This is a genomic window from Nocardioides sp. T2.26MG-1 (genome assembly GCF_950101795.1).
In the GTDB taxonomy this organism is placed as follows: domain Bacteria; phylum Actinomycetota; class Actinomycetes; order Propionibacteriales; family Nocardioidaceae; genus Nocardioides.
In genome coordinates this window covers 125282-141857 of sequence record NZ_CATNLZ010000001.1, presented here as the reverse complement: position 1 = coordinate 141857, position 16576 = coordinate 125282, and the positions used below count along the sequence as shown (strand labels likewise).

The window sequence follows — 16576 nt, the reverse complement described above, 5'->3', positions numbered from 1 at the left end:
CGCCCTCGACTCACCCGAGCCGGACGACCCCGGACGGCGTGGCGGCGAACCCGACCGGGCGGTCGTGGGGCTCGACCGGGACCTCGACGCCGACCTCGTCGTCGTAGAGCAGCACGCAGGTGAACGTGCCGACCGGGACCCGCCCGAGGGCCCGGTCGTAGCAGCCACCGCCGCGGCCCAGTCGCATCCCGCCGCGCGACACCGCCAGTCCGGGCACCAGCACCACGTCCGCCGTCGCGATCGCGTCGGGGCCGAGCCGAGGCCCAGCCGGCTCGAGCAACCCCCGGCGGGCGGGCACCAGCTCGCCCTCGTGCACCGCCCAGTCGAGGTCGAGGTCGGGCAGCACCACGGGGAGGAGCACCCGCTTGCCGGCCCCGCCCAGCGCGTCGAGCAGCGGGCCGGTGCCGGGCTCCCCGCCGACCGAGACGTACGCCGCCACGGTCGCCGCCCGGCGTACCTCCGGGCGGGCCATGAGGTGCTCGGCCAGCGCGCGCGCCGCCTCGCCCAGCTCCGCCAACGCTCGCCGGTGACGGGTGGTCAGCAGCCGGTCCCGGACCGCCGTCTTCGCGGGCGATCCGGTGGGTGATTGACCGGGTGATTGACCGGGTGATTGGGTGCCCGTCATGGGGGAAGCCTACGATCGTGAGCATGGGAAGCCCTGGCTTGAAACGGGCACGCGACAAGATGGTCGCGGCCGGTGTGGACGAGGTCGCGATCGAGACGTTCGCCCACTACTTCCGACTGCTCGAGCACGGCGAGACCGGCATGATCCCGGAGTCGTCGATCGAGCCGGTCGACATGGAGTCGCTCGCGTCGGTGGAGGTCTCCGACGAGACCGCGTCCGCGGCGATCCGCACGACGGCGGTGATCAAGCTCAACGGCGGCCTCGGCACGTCGATGGGCATGGACCGCGCCAAGTCGCTGCTCTGCGTGCGCCGCGGGCTGTCGTTCCTCGACATCATCGCGCGCCAGGTGATGCACCTGCGCAAGGAGTACGACGCGACGCTGCCGCTGATCTTCATGAACAGCTTCCGCACCTCCGCCGACACGATGGCGGCGCTGGCGCGCTACACCGACCTGCCCGTCGAGGGGCTGCCGCTGGAGTTCCTGCAGAACAAGGAGCCCAAGCTGCTGGCCAAGGACCTCTCGCCGGCGAGCTGGCCCAAGGACCCCGACCTCGAGTGGTGCCCGCCCGGCCACGGTGACCTCTACACGGCGTTGCGCGGCACCGGCCTGCTCGAGCGGCTGATCGAGCACGGCTACGAGCGCGTCTTCGTCTCCAACTCCGACAACCTCGGCGCCGTCCCCGACGCCCGGGTCGCCGGGTGGTTCGCCGCCTCCGGGGCGCCGTTCGCGATCGAGGCCGTGCGCCGCACCCCGTCCGACCGCAAGGGCGGCCACTTCGCCCGCCGCAAGATCGACGGCCGGATCGTGCTGCGCGAGACCGCGCAGACCCCCGACCAGGACAAGGACGCCCTCGCGGACCTCGAGCGCCACAGGTTCTGCTCGACCAACAACCTGTGGTTCGACCTCGCCGCGATGAAGCAGGCCCTCGACGTGCGGCAGGGCATCCTCGGACTGCCGCTGATCCGCAACGTCAAGACGCTCGACCCGGCCGACAAGTCCACCCCCGAGGTGATCCAGATCGAGACCGCGATGGGCGCGGCGATCGAGATCTTCGAGGGGTCGCGGCTGATCGAGGTGGGCCGCGAGCGGTTCGTCCCCGTCAAGACGACCAACGACCTGCTGGTGCTGCGCTCGGACGTCTACGACCTCGGCACCGACTACGTCCTCGACCAGGCCGCGGCCGAGCTGCCCTACATCGACCTCGACACCGACTACTACCAGCTGGTCGGCGAGTTCGACAAGCGGTTCCCCGAGGGGGCGCCGTCGATGAAGAAGGCCAGCTCGCTGCGGGTCGAGGGTGACTGGACCTTCGCCCACGGGGTCGAGGTCGTCGGCGACGTGTCCCTCGAGGCGACCTCCGCGCAGCGCATCGACGCCGGCACCGTCCTCACCGATGGCTGACGCCCTGATCTCGGTCGACGACCACCTGGCCCGGATCCTCGGATCCGTCGAGCCGCTGCCGGACTTCCCGCAGCCGCTGATGGACGCGCTCGGCCTGGCCGCGGCCGAGGATGTCGTCGCGCCGATCGGGCTGCCGTCCTTCGACAACTCCGCGATGGACGGCTACGCCGTACGCCACGAGGACGTCGCCGGCGCCGGCGAGCAGAGCCCCGTCCAGCTGCCGGTGGTGGGCGAGATCGGCGCCGGCCAGGCCCAGCTGCTGGCGATGTCGCCGGGCACGGCCGTCAAGATCATGACCGGTGCGCCGATGCCCGCCGGCGCGGACAGCGTGGTGCCCTACGAGTGGACCGACCGCGGCGTGGCCCAGGTCCGCATCGAGCGCGCCCCCTCGCCCGGCCAGCACGTCCGGTCCGCCGGCGAGGACGTGTCCGCGGGTGACGTCGTCGTGTCCTACGGCACCGTGCTCGGGCCGCGGCACCTGGGCCTGCTGGCCTCGGTCGGCCGCGCCTCGGTCCGGTCCCGGCCGCGGCCGCGGGTCGTGGTGATCTCGACCGGCTCCGAGCTGCGCGAGCCCGGCACCGAGCTCGGCCACGACTCGATCTACGACGGCAACTCGTTCCTGCTCGCCGCGGCCGCCCGGGCGGCCGGCGCGATCGCCTACCGGGTCGGCATCGTGCCCGACGAGCCGCGGGCGTTCCTCGACGCGCTGCACGACCAGCTCGTGCGCGCCGATCTCGTGGTCACCAGCGGCGGTGTCTCCCAGGGCGACTACGACGTGGTCAAGGAGGCGCTCAGCCCCCTCGGCACCGTGTGGTTCGGCGGCGTGGCGATGCAGCCGGGCAAGCCCCAGGGCTTCGGCCATGTCGGGGAGGACCGCACCCCGGTCTTCACCCTGCCGGGCAACCCGGTGTCGTCGTACATCTCCTTCCAGCAGTTCGTGCTGCCCGCCATCCGCAAGCTCATGGGCCGCACGCCGTACACCCGGCCGACGACCCAGGCCCGGCTCACCCACGCGATCAGCTCGCCGGTCGGCAAGCGGCAGTTCGTCCGAGCGGAGTACGCCGTGGATCCGGCGGGCCGGGGTGGCGCGTCGGTGACCCCGGTCGGTGGCCACGGTTCCCACCTGATCGGCGATCTGGCATCGTCCGACGCACTGGTCGTGGTGCCGGAGGAGGTCGTCTCCCTCCAGGCGGGCGAGCAGGTCCAGGTCCTGAGGCTCGACGAGGAGTTCTAGCGATGTCACCGTCCGACCGCCTCACCCACGTCGACGAGTCCGGGGCGGCCCGGATGGTCGACGTCTCCGGCAAGGACGTGACGGCGCGGACCGCGACCGCGTCCGGCCGGGTGCTGGTGTCACCCGCGGTGGTCGCGCTGCTGCGCGGCGAGGGCGTGCCCAAGGGCGACGCGCTCGCCGTCGCCCGGATCGCCGGGATCATGGCCGCCAAGCGCACGCCCGACCTCGTCCCGCTGTGCCACCCGCTGGCGATCTCGGGGGTGGCCGTCGACCTCGCGGTGACAGACGATGCGGTCGAGATCCACGCGACCGTGCGGACGACCGACCGCACCGGCGTCGAGATGGAGGCGCTGACCGCCGTGACGGTCGCGGCGCTCACCGTCGTCGACATGGTCAAGGCGGTCGACAAGGGCGCGGTGATCACCGACGTCCGGGTCGAGACCAAGACCGGGGGCAAGTCCGGGGACTGGAGCCGGGCATGAGCCTGCGGGCCGAGGTCGTGGTGGCCTCCAACCGGGCCGCGGCCGGCGTCTACGAGGACACCACCGGCCCGCTGATCGTCGACTTCCTCCGCGAGCTGGGCTTCGCGGCCGGCGACCCGGTCGTCGTCCCCGACGGTGAGCCGGTCGCTGCGGCGATCTCGGCGGCCGCCGAGGGTGGTGCGCGGGTCGTGCTCACCACGGGTGGCACCGGGCTCACGCCGACCGACCGGACCCCCGAGGTCACCCGACCCCTGCTCGACCGGGAGGTCCCCGGCATCGCCGAGGCGATCCGGGCGTACGGCGTCGCCCAGGGTGTGCCGACCGCCGTGCTGTCCCGGGGTCTCGCGGGGATCGTCGGCAGCTGCCTGGTGGTCAACCTGCCCGGCTCGCGCGGGGGAGTGAAGGACGGGCTGGCGGTGCTGCGGCCGGTCCTGGTGCATGCGGTGGAGCAGGTCGTGGGGAGCGACCATTGAGCCGGAGCATGGGGAGCGACCGTTGACCGGCTGGCCGGCGCGGCTGAGCTCCGACGAGGTCACGGTCCGACCGCTCGCGGCCTCGGACGCGCGCGCCTGGCGTGACGCCCGGCGCCGCAACGTCGCCTGGCTGCGGCCGTGGGACGCCACGGTGCCACCGGGGGCCGACGCCCGGCCCTCGACGTTCGGCCAGCTGGTCCGGCGGCTGCACCGGCAGGCCCGGGCCGGCACCACCTACCCGTTCGCGATCGACGTCGACGGCCGCTTCGCCGGGCAGGTGACCGTCAACAACATCGTCCGCGGGTCGGCGCAGTTCGCCTCGGTCGGCTACTGGCTCGATCGCGAGTACGCCGGCCGCGGGGTGATGCCCCGTGCGGTCGCGCTCGTCATCGACCACTGCTTCACGACCGCGGGCCTGCACCGCATCGAGATCGCGATCCGTCCGGAGAACTCCAACTCGCTGCGGGTGGTGGAGAAGCTCGGCCTGCGCGAGGTCGGCTACGCCCCGAAGTTCCTGCACATCGACGGCGCGTGGCGCGACCATCGGCTCTACGCGGTCACCGTCGAGGAGTGTCCCGACGGCATGGTGGCCCGGGTCCGATCACATCAGTCACACGAGTGAATTTGCGACACACCTGTGGACATCCGCGGTCAGCTGCGCTAACGCTCCTAACCTCTGACCTGTGGACCTGAGCGCTTTGATCTTCGTCGCCCTCGCCGTGGCGTGGGCCGTCTATCTCGTCCCGAAGGCGCTCCGTCACCACGACGACGTGGCGCGCAGCCGTTCGGTGGACCGGTTCTCCCACACCATGCGCGTGCTGGCGCGCCGCGAGCCGGTGGACAGGCGCAGCGCCCGGCTCGTGACGCCCGGCCGTCCGGCCGCCGAGGCGGTCCCGGTCCAGGCCCCGGTGCGGCAGCCGGTCCCGGCGCCCGTCGAGCTCACGCCCGCCCAGCTGCGGGCCCGGCGCGCGGCCGCCAAGCGCGCGACCAGGCGGCGCCGCAACGTGCTCGCTCTGATCCTCCTCGCCAACCTCGCGGTGGCCGGCGTCGCGGCCTTCGGTGTCATCGCCTGGTGGTACGTCGCGATCCCGGTGGGCGTGCTGGCCGCCTGGCTCGTCACCTGCCGGATCATGGTCAAGGGCGAGCGGCGCGCGCTGGCTCCGGCGGCCCGGATGCCGATCGAGCAGCCGGCCGAGGACGAGCCGGTCGAGGTGCCGGCCGACCGGACCCTCGCCGACGACCCGGACGCCACGGGCGGGATCGACCCGCTGGCCGACACGTCCGCCGGCATGGCCGCGATCGTCGACCCGGCGCTGTGGGACCCGGTGCCGGTCACGCTCCCGACGTACGTCGGCAAGCCGGCCGCCGCCCGCCGCACGGTCCGGACGATCGCCCTCGACGACAGCGGTGTCTGGACCTCGGGCCGCACCGACGCCGACGCCCAGATCGCCCGCGAGGCCGACGAGGCCGACCGGGCCGCCCGCACGGCGCGCAAGGACGGCGACGAGCACCGCGCCGTCGGCTCCTGACAGCTCCTACGCTGGGGGCATGGCCCTCTCGCTCGAGCACGCCCGCACGTTCCCCGTCGCCGTCGACCGTGCCTTCGACGTGGTGCTGCCGACGCCGCTGCCCGAGCTGTTCTCTCGCCGGTACGCCGCGATCCCGCCGATCCGCGAGGTCCGCGACCAGCAGGGCCCGTGGGAGACCGTCGGGCAGACCCGCACCATCCGGCTCGCCGACGGCGGGACGCTGCGCGAGACGCTGACCTCGCTGGACCGGCCGCGGTCGTTCGGGTACCGGCTCGCCGACATCACCGGGCCGATGAAGCCGCTGGTGACCGAGGTCGAGGGAGAGTGGCGCTTCGTCCCCGCGGGCACCGGCGTCCGGATCACCTGGGCCTGGATCGTGCACCCTCGCGGCGGCCTCGGCCGGGCCGCGATGCCGGTGTTCGCGCGGATGTGGCAGGGCTACGCCCGTCAGGGGATGGAGCAGATCGAGCGGCTCCTGGTGCCGCGGCCGTAACCCCCGGATCCGATTCGGCGGAGGCCTGGGGCTGGTGCTAACGTTTCCCACCGCGCCGTCCTGCGGCGCATCCGGGGCTGTGGCGCAGTTGGTAGCGCGTCTCGTTCGCAATGAGAAGGTCAGGGGTTCGAATCCCCTCAGCTCCACCAGACAGAGACCGCCCCTCATCAGCCACGAGCTGAGGAGGGGCGGTCCGCGTTCGCGGAGCGGTCAGCGCGAGCGCAGGACCTGGAACTCTTCGGGGCGGGCGGGGTCGCGCTGGGTGACCTGGGTGGGAGCCCAGCGCCACTGCCACAGGTCGAGCCCCGGCTCGCGGGAGAACGCGATCGTCCCGCGGGTGCCCTCGGTGGCCACCTCGCCCCACGAGCCGGCGATCGCGGCCCGTCCGGCACCGTTCGCGGCCATGAGGTGGGCGAGGACCAGAATCGCGTCGTAGCCCTCGAGGGCCACGAACGACGGCGCGACACCGAGGCGGCGCAGCAGGGCACGCTCGACGCGCTCGCCGGAGGCGTCCAGGCGCCGCGGCAGGTAGCGCAGGAACGGGATCGCGCCGGAGCCGGCGCCCGACAGAGCCATCCGGTCGGCGAGCTCGGGTTGGCCTGCTGGTGCCCCGATCATCAGGCCGTGCAGCCGCGGGTCGAGGCGCACGGCGTTCACGAGGGGTACGGCGGGGCCGGGGTAGCCGGTGAGGAGCAGGAGGGCGCTGGCGCCGCTGTCGGCGAGCCGGGTGCAGGCTGCCTCGACGGTGAGGTCGTCCATGTCGAGCTCGACGACGCCGCCGTGGTGGCGGGCAAGGTGGGTCCGCAGGATGGCTGCGCCGGACGCCCAGTAGATGCTGCGTTGGGTCGCGAGGGCGACCTGGGTATGGCCGGTCTCCACCAGGAAGTCGGCGTACAGCCCCCACCCGTGAGACTGGGCAGGGGCGAGGCGCGCGACCCAGTCCGTCGGCTCGTCGACCAGCTGGTCCAGGACGGCGGAGGAGCACAGGAACGGCACCTGGCGGGCGTGGGCCCGCGCTGCAGCGCCGCGTGCGACGACGCTGTGGTACTCCCCGGCCAGGGCGACCACGCCCAGATCGGCCAGCTCGTCGACCGCGGCCGCCGCCCGTCCCGGATCGGCGGCGGTGTCACGCACCACCAGCTTCAGCGGCCGGCCGGCGATCCCGCCCGCCTCGTTCACCTCGGTCGCGGCGAGCTCGAGGCCCGCGACCAGGTGCTGGCCGGCCGCGACCCAGCCGGGCGGGCTCAGCGGGGCGAGCGCCCCCACCCGCACCGGCTCGCCGGCGCCGGCCTGCTGCTGAGCGAGACGTGCGGTCGGGTCGGCGGCGTCCACGGGGTGAGTCTAGGAAGGAGGGCACCTCGCCCATCGTCGGTGCGGCGTCGCGCCCATGGCTCACGGTCGGGGCACTCCCGGTGCGTGCGTTGCTCCCGGGGCGTGCGCGAGTCCGGGCGCTCGCGTGATGCCGGGCGCTCGCGTGATGCCGGGCGCCGCGGGGAGGCCTGGCGGCGCGGAGGTGCGGACCGACCCGGGCGGACGGGGAGCAGTGCCGCCGCTCACGCTCGCCTCGGCACTGGGGCCGAGGCTGGTCGGGGCCGGGGCCGGGGCCGGGGTCTCGCTCGGCGTCCCCGAGCGTGTGGTCGGCGGCGGCGCGGGGGATCCCGTCGAGGGTGAGCCGGTCGGCCGCGCCGTGGGCCCGGTAGGGGATCCGGTGGGCGAGCCCGGGGGCGAGGACACGGGGCGCGGCGGTGACGTGCTGTTCGTGGGAGCGGTGGGCGTCGGGTCGGGCGAGGAGGGCGACCAGGGCGCCCACGAGACGCCGGCGGCTGATGCCACGCCGAGCGTCGCGAGCAGCAGGGCGAGGGTGGCGGCGACCGCCACGGCGGCCGATCGTGCACGCGATCGTCGGACCCCGGTCGGGGTCGAGGCTGCCGCCTCCGCGGCGAGGTGTGCGGTGAGTCCGGGGTCGCGTCGTCGTCGGGACGTGTCCGCGCGGAGGGCACGGCGCAACTCCCGGCGCGACGGGGGACGGGTCATGCCTGAACAGTGCCACCCAGGACGTCCTCGAAAACCGGAGGTGACTGAAGTGCCCCGAACGGGCACGGTCCCGTCGGGAGTCGTTGCGGAAGGTGGTCACGTGCGGGAGGGAGCCGAGGTCGTCGCGCGCGCCAGAACCGGCGACGAGTCGGCGTGGGCGGAGCTGTACGCCGACCACGCCGAACGGCTGGTCGTGTGGCTGCAGCACCTGCACCAGCTCGATGCGGCCGTGGACGCCGAGGACATCGCAGCCGAGGCCTGGCTGACGGCGGCCCGCCGGATCGCGGACTTCTCCGGCGACGGCAACGACTTCGCGGGTTGGCTCTTCGGCATCGCCCGGAACATCTCGCGCAACCGCTATCGGACCACGCGCAGCCGGGGCACCGCACCGCTCGGGCCGCGCGGCATCGAGGACCTCGGCGGCTGCATCGACGACCACGCGGGGACCGTGGTCGGGGACGACCTCGCTCGCCGCCTCGTCGGGGTGCTCCCGGAGCGGGAGGGCCAGGTGATCGCCTGCATCGACGTGGTCGGTCTGGACGTCGCCGCCACGTCCCGCGCGCTGGGCCTCAGCCCCGGCACTGTCCGCGTCGCCCATCACCGCGGCCTGCGCCGGCTGCGCCGGCTGTTGGGTCGGCGGAGTCGGTCCGGGTCGAGGCCCGATCCGGTCGCCGATGTAACGCTCCGGGTCACTCGCGAGATGTGAGGGCTACCACTCAACTTCGGGAGGGAACCCCATGAAGAAGATCCTCGCGTCACCCGTCGGTCGCCTGATGGTGCTCGCCGTCGTCCTGTCGCTGTGCCTGCTGGGGAGCCAGGCCGCCACCGCCACGAGCGCACCCAGTGCCGGTACGTCCGACCGCCCGGTCGCGGTGACGCCCGCAGGCGAGCTGACGTCCCGCGTCGTGGGCGCCACCGGCAACGGGCGTCAGGTCTCCGGCGCGTTCGTGCCGTTGCGCTTCGTCAAGCGCAACGGCAAGCTCTTCGTCCGCGGTCTCGTCGAGGGGGTCGTCCACGAGCGCGACGGCAGCCGCACCACGTTCGCCCAGCTGAGGACCATGCGGGTCAAGTCCGTGAACGGCACCCGGCCGGTCGCGAGCCGGGCCGCTGCCGAGGGCCGGGCCTGCGACATCCTGCACCTGGTGCTCGCTCCGCTCGACCTCGACCTGCTCGGTCTCAAGGTGCACCTGGACCGCGTGGTGCTCGACATCGTGGCCGCCACCGGCGGCGGCCGGCTCCTGGGCAACCTGCTGTGCGCGGTCACCGGTCTCCTCGACGGTGGGCTGCAGGGGCTGCTCGGCCGGTTGACCGACCTGCTCAACCAGATCCTGGGCCGGCTGCGCCTCGGCTGAGGCGCGCGCCGCCCGGTCCTGCCGCGGTGCCCGCCGTCCCTGGTGAGGGAGTCGGGGACGTGGGTGCCGCGGCAGGTCTCCCTCGGGCGCGGCCGCGGGCCGCGCCGCAACGTTGGACCGACTCGGCGACGCCGCGCGGGCAACGGCATGGGAGGGTGCTCTCGAGCCTGAGGACACGAGAGCACGAGGAGACATCGATGAGTGACCACGAGGTGCGCCAGATCGTCCTGTCCACCGAGGACCTCGACGAGTCGATCAGGTTCTACACCGAGACCCTCGGCTTCGCGCTGAAGTTCCGGGACGGCACCCACTACGCCGCCCTCGACGGCGGCTCGATCACGATCGCGCTCGCGACCGCCCTGGACCACCCGCTCCCCGGGAAGACCGTCGTCGCCCTGCGGACCGAGGACGTCGACGCACTCGCCAGGTCGATCGAGGAGAGCGGCGGGGCGATCGTGACCTCGCCGTACGACGACGCTCACGAGCGTCGCGCGGTCGTGTACGACAGCCAGGGCAACGGGCTGGTGCTCTACAAGTCCCGGTGAGCCGCTCTCACCGGCGCGGGTGACCCGGCTCGCACAGGCTGGAGTGATGGGCGAGATCGGGCATGTCGTGGCTTGGCGCGCCGAGCGCGGACACGTCGGCGTGTGCTGGGGAAGGCATGCGGGGTTCGGCTGCTGGCAGCCCAAACCCGCACGACACGCCGAGAGCCACCGGCGTGTCGTGCGGGGATCGGCTGCCAGCATCCGAAACCCTCCGCCTCCCCCGTGCGAAAGCTAGTTGAGGTCGGGGTCGAAGGGCCGCGTGGAGTTCCAGGCCATCTCCCCGGGCTGGCGCCGCAGCACGTCGCGNGAGCCACGGGCGTGTCGTGCGGGGATCGGCTGCCAGCAGCCGAAACCCCCGGGAACTTCACCCACCGTTTCTTGACTCATTCAAGAAAACGGAGCAGGATGCGGGTCGTGCACCCGACCCCGGACTACCCCCAGCTGCTGCGCGGGGCGGACCTGCGGGTGACCCGTCCTCGGGTCGCCGTGCTGGGTGCCGTGCACGCCCACCCGCACGCCGACACCGAGTCGATCATCGGGGCCGTGCGTGCCGATCTGCCCGAGGTGTCGCACCAGGCCGTCTACGACTCCCTGCGCACGCTCGCCGCGGCCGGGCTCGTACGCCGCATCCAGCCGGCGGGCTCGGTCGCGCGCTACGAGGCTCGGATCGGCGACAACCACCACCACCTCGTGTGCCGCTCGTGCGGCACCGTCGTCGACGTCGACTGTGCCGTCGGTGAGGCGCCCTGCCTGACCGCCTCCGACGACCACGGCTTCACCATCGACGAGGCCGAGGTCGTCTTCTGGGGCCTGTGCCCCGCCTGCTCACCCACCCGTTCGTGACCTCACACCACCGCCCGGAAGGAAGATCATGACCGACAGCCAGGACAACGTCACCGCCCCCACCGAGGGAGCCAGCCCGCAGGGGGTGGACCGCAAGGCCGAGGGTGGGTGCCCCGTCGCCCACGACGGCGTGACCGGCCAGGGCAGCGAGAGCGAGAACCCGGCCATCGACTCCCCGACGCCGAAGAACGGCGGCCGGCCACACACCAACAAGGACTGGTGGCCCAACCAGATCGACCTGTCGGTGCTGCGCACCCAGTCGTCGAAGACCAACCCGCTCGGCCCGGACTTCGACTATTCCGAGGAGTTCAAGAAGCTCGACCTCGCCGCGCTCCGGCGCGACATCGTCGAGGTCCTCAACACCTCGCAGGACTGGTGGCCCGCCGACTTCGGCCACTACGGCGGCCTGATGATCCGGATGAGCTGGCACGCCGCCGGCACCTACCGCATCTACGACGGCCGCGGCGGCGCCGGTGACGGCAGCCAGCGGTTCGCGCCGCTGAACAGCTGGCCCGACAACGCCAACCTGGACAAGGCGCGCCGGCTCCTGTGGCCGGTCAAGCAGAAGCACGGCCGCAAGATCTCCTGGGCAGACCTGCTGGTGTACGCCGGCACCGTCGCGCTGGAGGACATGGGCTTCCAGACGTTCGGGTTCGGCTTCGGTCGTGAGGACATCTGGGAGCCCGAGGAGGTCGTCTGGGGCCCCGAGGACACCTGGCTCGGCGACGAGCGGTACGCCGAGGAGCGCACGCTCGACGAGATGCTCGGCGCGGTCCAGATGGGCCTGATCTACGTCAACCCCGAAGGCCCCAACGGCAACCCCGACCCGGTCGCGTCGGCCAAGGACATCCGCGACACGTTCGCGCGGATGGCCATGAACGACGAGGAGACCGTCGCGCTGATCGCCGGTGGCCACACGTTCGGCAAGACCCACGGCGCCGGTGACGCCGACCTCGTCGGCCCCGAGCCGGAGGCGGCGCCGCTGGAGGACCAGGGTCTGGGCTGGAAGAGCTCGTACGGCTCCGGCAAGGGCGCCGACACGATCACCTCGGGTCTCGAGGTCACCTGGACCACGACGCCGACCCGCTGGAGCAACGACTACTTCAAGATCCTGTTCGGCTACGAGTGGGAGCTCACCCAGAGCCCGGCCGGCGCCCACCAGTGGGTCGCCAAGGACGCCGAGGACATCATCCCCGGCCCGACGCCGGACTCGCCCAAGCGCAAGCCGACCATGCTCACCAGCGATCTCGCGCTGCGCTTCGACCCGGCGTACGAGAAGATCTCGCGGCGCTTCCTGGAGAACCCGAACGAGTTCGCGCTCGCCTTCGCCAAGGCCTGGTACAAGCTGCTGCACCGGGACATGGGCCCGGTCTCCCGCTACCTGGGTCCCTGGGTCGCCGAGCCGCAGCTGTGGCAGGACCCCGTCCCGGCGCACGAGGGCGCGCTCGTCGGCGACGCCGACGTCGCGACGCTGAAGGCGAAGGTGCTCGAGTCGGGCCTCTCGGTCTCCGAGCTCGTCACGACCGCCTGGGCGTCCGCCTCGACGTTCCGCACCACCGACAAGCGCGGTGGCGCGAACGGCGCCCGGATCCGCCTGGAGCCGCAGCGCGGCTGGGCGGTCAACCAGCCCGAGCAGCTGGCCGCCGTCCTCGAGAGGCTGGAGTCCGTCCGGAGCGAGTTCAACGCGGCCGGAGGCGCCCAGGTCTCCCTGGCCGACCTGATCGTGCTCGCCGGCAACGCTGCGGTCGAGAAGGCCGCCGCCGACGCGGGCGTCGAGGTCACGGTCCCGTTCCGCGCCGGTCGCACCGACGCGACCCAGGAGCAGACCGACGTCGACTCCTTCCGCGTGCTCGAGCCGCGCGCCGACGGGTTCCGCAACTACCTGCGGTCCGGCGACAAGCTGCAGCCGGAGAAGCAGCTCGTGGAGCGGGCGTACCTGCTGGACCTCACGCCCCCGCAGATGACCGCGTTGGTCGGCGGCATGCGCGCGCTCGGCACGAACGTCGGCGGCGTCGCCCACGGCGTGCTCACCGACCGCGTGGGCGTGCTCTCCAACGACTTCTTCGTCAACCTGCTCTCGCCGGGCACGGTGTGGAAGGCCTCGGAGTCGCAGGAGAACGTCTACGAGATCCGCGACGCGGGCAGCGGCGACGTGAAGTGGACCGCCACGGCGGTCGACCTGGTCTTCGGCTCGAACTCCGAGCTGCGGGCCCTGGCCGAGGTCTACGCGAGCGAGGACGCGCGCGAGAAGTTCGTGCACGACTTCGTCGCCGCCTGGGTCAAGGTCATGGAGCTCGACCGCTTCGACCTCTCCTGATCGAACGCACGTCTCGTCCCGGTCGGCCCCTCGGGTCGGCCGGGACGCGTGCGTTGCGTCAGGAGGCGGCCCGCATCGCGGCCGCGACCGCGAGCACGACGAGCACCAGGAAGACGACGTTCCAGCTCATGGGGAGCCAATCGGGTCAGGCCCGAGACCGGGCATGGATGTGGGCGGCCGCCCCCCGGTGCCACCTGGCCGCAGGCTAGACCTCCCCGCGAGCCCACGCGCGGTCCCGCGCCGACCGGTCCAGATGCCCCCGGTGCCGCCCGGCGCCCCGGAGTGCCATCGTGGCTGCAGCGACCGCACCAGCAGCCGCAGACGACGGAAGGGGCGACGGTGGAGGAGCAGCGCAACGGGGTGCACCTGCTGACCTACGCGGACCGGTTCGGGGGTGACCTGGCCGGACTCCGCCGGCTGCTCACCGAGGGTCCGTTCGCGGTGTTCTCCGGTGTGCACATCCTGCCGTTCTTCACGCCGTACGACGGCGACGACGCCGGGTTCGACCCCGTCGACCACACGACCGTGGACCCGCGCCTGGGCGACTGGTCCGACGTGGTCGCCCTGAGCGACGCCGGCATCGACGTGACCGCGGACGTGATCGTCAACCACGTCTCGGCCGACTCCGCGGAGTTCCGCGACTGGCTCGCGCGCGGCGCGGACTCGCCGTACGCCGGCATGTTCCTGACCTTCGACACCGTCTTCCCCGAGGGCGGCACCGAGGCCGGGATCACCGCGATCTACCGGCCGCGCGCCGGGCTGCCGTTCACGCCGTACGAGATGGCCGACGGCACCCGTCGCCTGGTCTGGACGACGTTCATGCCCTCGCAGGTCGACCTCGACGTCGCCCACCCGGTCGCCCGCGACTACCTGAGCCGGGTGATGCGCACGTTCGCCGAGGCGGGAGTGCGCACGGCGCGCCTCGACGCGGTGGGGTACGCCGTGAAGACGGCCGGCACGGACAGCTTCATGACCGACGACACGCTCGCGTTCGTCGCCGAGGTCACCGAGCTCGCGCACGCCGAGGGGCTCGAGGTGCTCGTGGAGGTGCACGCCCACCACAGCCAGCAGCGGGCGGTCGCCGCCGTGACCGACCTGGTCTACGACTTCGCGCTGCCGCCCTTGCTGCTGCACGCGCTCGAGACCGGGCAGACCGACCGGCTGGCGGAGTGGCTCGAGGTGCGTCCGGCGAACGCGATCACGGTCCTCGACACCCATGACGGGATCGGCGTGATCGACGCCGGTCCGGCTCGCGAGTGGCCGGGCCTGATGGACCACGACGAGATGGCTGCGGTGTTCGAGGCTGCGGCCCGCCGTACCGACGGCGAGTCGGCGCGGGCCTCGACCCCGGTCGCGTGGGCGGAGCTGCCGCACCAGGTCAACTCCACGTTCTACAGCGTGCTCGGCGAGGACGACGACGCCTACCTGCTGGCCCGCGCGTTCCAGCTGTTCACCCCGGGCCGCCCGCAGGTCTACTACGTCGGGCTGCTCGCCGGCTCCAACGACGTCGCGCTCTCCGAGGAGACCGGGGTGGGGCGCGAGATCAACCGGCACCGGTTCACGGACGCCGAGATCGACGCGGCCCTGGAGCGACCGGTCGTCCGCGACCAGCTCGAGCTGATCCGGCTGCGCGGCAGCCATCCGGCGTTCGACGGCGAGTTCTCCTGCGCGCGGGCGGGCGAGGGCGTCCTGGTGCTCACGTGGAGCCACGGAGAGCACCGGGCCGAGCTGCGGGCGGACCTCGCCCGGCGCACCCACACGGTGACCGCCACCGAACGACCGGGAGCCTGAGGGGCGGCAACGGGTGTCACCTCCGCGCACCGGCCTCCGCGTCGCCGGCATCGACGTCGGCACGTCGTACCTCAAGGCCGTCTGCGTCGACCTCGACCCGGCATCGGAGCGCCCGGCGGCGCTCGTCGCCCTGCGCCGGGAGCCGACCCCGTCGGGCGCGGAGGACCTGGTGGCCGCCGCGGTGGGCCTGCTCCGCGAGGTCACCGAGGAGGCCGGGCCGGTGGCGGCGGTCGGAGTCGCGTCGATGGCCGAGACCGGCGTGCCGCTCGACGAGCACGGACGGCCGTTGACGCCGCTGCTGACCTGGGACGCCCGCCGCCTCCCGAGCGCCGCCCTCGGCGACCTGGACCCCCAGACGCTGTTCGCCCGGACCGGGGTCCGGCTCTCCCCGAAGGTGCCGCTGGCCACCTGGGCCTGGCTGGCCGACTCCCGCCCGGACGTGCGCACCCGGATGCGGCACTGGGCGGGCGCGGCCGACCTCGTCGCGCTTGCGCTCACGGGCCGGATCGTCACCGACCACACGCTCGCCGGCCGGACCGGGGTCTACCTCCTCGATCGGGACGGGTGGGCCGAGGACCTCCTCGGGCTGGTCGGGGTGAGCCCCGCCGTGCTGCCCGAGGTGGTCGGGCCCGACGAGGTCGCCGGCCGGGCGGGCGGCGTCCCCGTGGTGGTCGCGGGCCACGACCACCAGGTCGGTGCCCACGCCTGCGGCGTCCGCAGCCCCGGCGACACCGCCGACTCCCTCGGCACCACCGAGGTGCTGCTGCGTGTGCTCGACGGCGAGCCCGACCGCGAGGGCGTGCGTCGCGCGGGGATGAGCCTGGTCCGCACCGTCGGCGGCCGCGAGCTCGCCCTGGTCGCGGGCAACAGCGCCGCGGGATCGGCGTACGCCGCCTGGGTCGCGGACCATCCCGAGAGCGACGACCTCCCCGCGGGCCCCACCGGCCTCCTCGTGCTGCCCTATCTGCGTGGGCGCCAGTGCCCCGACCCGGATCCGGGGGCGACGATGCGCGTGGTCGGGGACGTCGGGCCCGCCGGTCCCGGGGCGCTCACCAAGGCGGTCCTCGAGGGGCTGTGCCTCCAGGCTCGCTGGATGTACGACGAGCAGCGCCGGCTCGACCCCGGTGCCGCCGACGGCCCGGTCGTGCTCCTCGGGGGACCCGGGGCGCGCAATGCCGCCTGGACGCGGGTGAAGTCCGAGGTGCTGCCCCGTCCGCTGCGCGTCGTCGCCCAGGAGGAGCCGGTGGCCGTGGGCGCCGCCGTCGTGGCGGCCGAGCGCGCAGGTCTGGTGCCGCCCGGCTCCGTGGTGCTGTCTGCGGCTCCGGTGACCCGGCCCCCGCGCGACCCTTTCGCGCAGATCTACAGGGAGTTCGTGCGCGCCGCGCGAGAACGACACGGCTGAGGGTGGTCCAGGCCTCGGCCGGAGGTGGATCGGTCAGGAGGTCATACGGACAG

General features: G+C 73.3%; 16 protein-coding genes and 1 tRNA gene. 15 read left to right on the top strand and 2 right to left on the bottom strand.

Annotated features, from left to right (window positions below; genetic code table 11):
* Positions 1 to 10: 10 nt before the first annotated feature.
* On the bottom strand, positions 11 to 625 hold the full coding sequence (locus QQZ14_RS00645) for a 5-formyltetrahydrofolate cyclo-ligase (protein WP_284532220.1): 615 nt from the start codon (positions 623 to 625) through the stop codon (positions 11 to 13).
* 23 nt (positions 626 to 648) lie between these two features.
* On the opposite strand from QQZ14_RS00645, the gene QQZ14_RS00640 reads away from it, so the two are divergent.
* The 8 genes from QQZ14_RS00640 to QQZ14_RS00605 all read left to right on the top strand — a co-directional run bounded on the left by QQZ14_RS00640 (position 649) and on the right by QQZ14_RS00605 (position 6388).
* Entirely contained in the window at positions 649 to 2028 is a 1380-nt protein-coding gene (locus tag QQZ14_RS00640; protein WP_284532219.1) for a UTP--glucose-1-phosphate uridylyltransferase, read from the top strand.
* Entirely contained in the window at positions 2021 to 3262 is a 1242-nt protein-coding gene (gene glp / locus QQZ14_RS00635; RefSeq protein WP_284532218.1) for a molybdotransferase-like divisome protein Glp, read from the top strand. Before QQZ14_RS00640 ends, glp begins: the two co-directional genes overlap by 8 nt.
* Positions 3263 to 3264: 2 nt before the next feature.
* Entirely contained in the window at positions 3265 to 3744 is a 480-nt protein-coding gene (gene moaC / locus QQZ14_RS00630) for a cyclic pyranopterin monophosphate synthase MoaC (protein WP_284532217.1), read from the top strand.
* A complete protein-coding gene (locus QQZ14_RS00625; protein WP_284532216.1) occupies positions 3741 to 4217 on the top strand; it encodes a MogA/MoaB family molybdenum cofactor biosynthesis protein in 477 nt (158 codons plus the stop codon). The genes moaC and QQZ14_RS00625 overlap by 4 nt, the downstream gene beginning before the upstream one ends.
* A 22-nt stretch (positions 4218 to 4239) precedes the next feature.
* Positions 4240 to 4839 (top strand): GNAT family N-acetyltransferase, encoded by a 600-nt coding sequence (locus QQZ14_RS00620; RefSeq protein ID WP_284532215.1) that lies wholly within the window; start codon positions 4240 to 4242, stop codon positions 4837 to 4839.
* Between the two features lie 61 nt (positions 4840 to 4900).
* On the top strand, positions 4901 to 5746 hold the full coding sequence (gene sepX / locus QQZ14_RS00615; protein WP_284532214.1) for a divisome protein SepX/GlpR: 846 nt from the start codon (positions 4901 to 4903) through the stop codon (positions 5744 to 5746).
* A 19-nt stretch (positions 5747 to 5765) separates the two neighbouring features.
* Positions 5766 to 6239: an SRPBCC family protein gene (locus QQZ14_RS00610; RefSeq protein ID WP_284532213.1), complete on the top strand. Its 474-nt coding sequence runs from the start codon at positions 5766 to 5768 to the stop codon at positions 6237 to 6239.
* 73 nt (positions 6240 to 6312) lie between these two features.
* A tRNA-Ala gene (locus QQZ14_RS00605) sits at positions 6313 to 6388 on the top strand.
* 61 nt (positions 6389 to 6449) lie between these two features.
* Here QQZ14_RS00605 and QQZ14_RS00600 read toward each other — a convergent pair.
* Complete coding sequence (locus QQZ14_RS00600; RefSeq protein ID WP_284532212.1) at positions 6450 to 7571, bottom strand: ABC transporter substrate-binding protein; 1122 nt, start codon at positions 7569 to 7571, stop codon at positions 6450 to 6452.
* Between the two features lie 802 nt (positions 7572 to 8373).
* Between QQZ14_RS00600 and QQZ14_RS00595 the strand changes: the two genes are divergently transcribed.
* The 7 genes from QQZ14_RS00595 (at position 8374) to QQZ14_RS00565 (ending at position 16523) form a co-directional block, all read left to right on the top strand.
* On the top strand, positions 8374 to 8979 hold the full coding sequence (locus QQZ14_RS00595) for an RNA polymerase sigma factor (protein ID WP_284532211.1): 606 nt from the start codon (positions 8374 to 8376) through the stop codon (positions 8977 to 8979).
* Positions 8980 to 9010: 31 nt separating this feature from the next.
* A complete protein-coding gene (locus QQZ14_RS00590; RefSeq protein ID WP_284532210.1) occupies positions 9011 to 9625 on the top strand; it encodes a hypothetical protein in 615 nt (204 codons plus the stop codon).
* A gap of 197 nt (positions 9626 to 9822) precedes the next feature.
* The gene (locus QQZ14_RS00585) at positions 9823 to 10170 is read left to right on the top strand and encodes a VOC family protein (RefSeq protein WP_284532209.1); all 348 of its coding nucleotides are present in this window, start codon (positions 9823 to 9825) and stop codon (positions 10168 to 10170) included.
* A gap of 414 nt (positions 10171 to 10584) precedes the next feature.
* Positions 10585 to 11013, top strand: coding sequence for a Fur family transcriptional regulator (locus QQZ14_RS00580; protein ID WP_284532208.1), 429 nt, complete (start codon positions 10585 to 10587; stop codon positions 11011 to 11013).
* A 28-nt stretch (positions 11014 to 11041) separates the two neighbouring features.
* The gene (gene katG / locus QQZ14_RS00575) at positions 11042 to 13330 is read left to right on the top strand and encodes a catalase/peroxidase HPI (protein WP_284532207.1); all 2289 of its coding nucleotides are present in this window, start codon (positions 11042 to 11044) and stop codon (positions 13328 to 13330) included.
* Between the two features lie 339 nt (positions 13331 to 13669).
* The gene (gene gtfA / locus QQZ14_RS00570) at positions 13670 to 15121 is read left to right on the top strand and encodes a sucrose phosphorylase (RefSeq protein ID WP_284532206.1); all 1452 of its coding nucleotides are present in this window, start codon (positions 13670 to 13672) and stop codon (positions 15119 to 15121) included.
* A gap of 13 nt (positions 15122 to 15134) precedes the next feature.
* Entirely contained in the window at positions 15135 to 16523 is a 1389-nt protein-coding gene (locus QQZ14_RS00565; RefSeq protein WP_284532205.1) for an FGGY-family carbohydrate kinase, read from the top strand.
* The last annotated feature ends 53 nt before the right edge of the window (positions 16524 to 16576 follow it).

Bases quoted from the DNA above. Each gene is read 5' to 3' on its own strand.
- QQZ14_RS00645 (WP_284532220.1), bottom strand. From the start codon at position 625: ATGACGGGCACCCAATCACCCGGTCAATCACCCGGTCAATCACCCACC.
- QQZ14_RS00640 (WP_284532219.1), top strand. From the start codon at position 649: ATGGGAAGCCCTGGCTTGAAACGGGCACGCGACAAGATGGTCGCGGCC.
- glp (WP_284532218.1), top strand. From the start codon at position 2,021: ATGGCTGACGCCCTGATCTCGGTCGACGACCACCTGGCCCGGATCCTC.
- moaC (WP_284532217.1), top strand. From the start codon at position 3,265: ATGTCACCGTCCGACCGCCTCACCCACGTCGACGAGTCCGGGGCGGCC.
- QQZ14_RS00625 (WP_284532216.1), top strand. From the start codon at position 3,741: ATGAGCCTGCGGGCCGAGGTCGTGGTGGCCTCCAACCGGGCCGCGGCC.
- QQZ14_RS00610 (WP_284532213.1), top strand. From the start codon at position 5,766: ATGGCCCTCTCGCTCGAGCACGCCCGCACGTTCCCCGTCGCCGTCGAC.
- QQZ14_RS00590 (WP_284532210.1), top strand. From the start codon at position 9,011: ATGAAGAAGATCCTCGCGTCACCCGTCGGTCGCCTGATGGTGCTCGCC.
- QQZ14_RS00585 (WP_284532209.1), top strand. From the start codon at position 9,823: ATGAGTGACCACGAGGTGCGCCAGATCGTCCTGTCCACCGAGGACCTC.
- katG (WP_284532207.1), top strand. From the start codon at position 11,042: ATGACCGACAGCCAGGACAACGTCACCGCCCCCACCGAGGGAGCCAGC.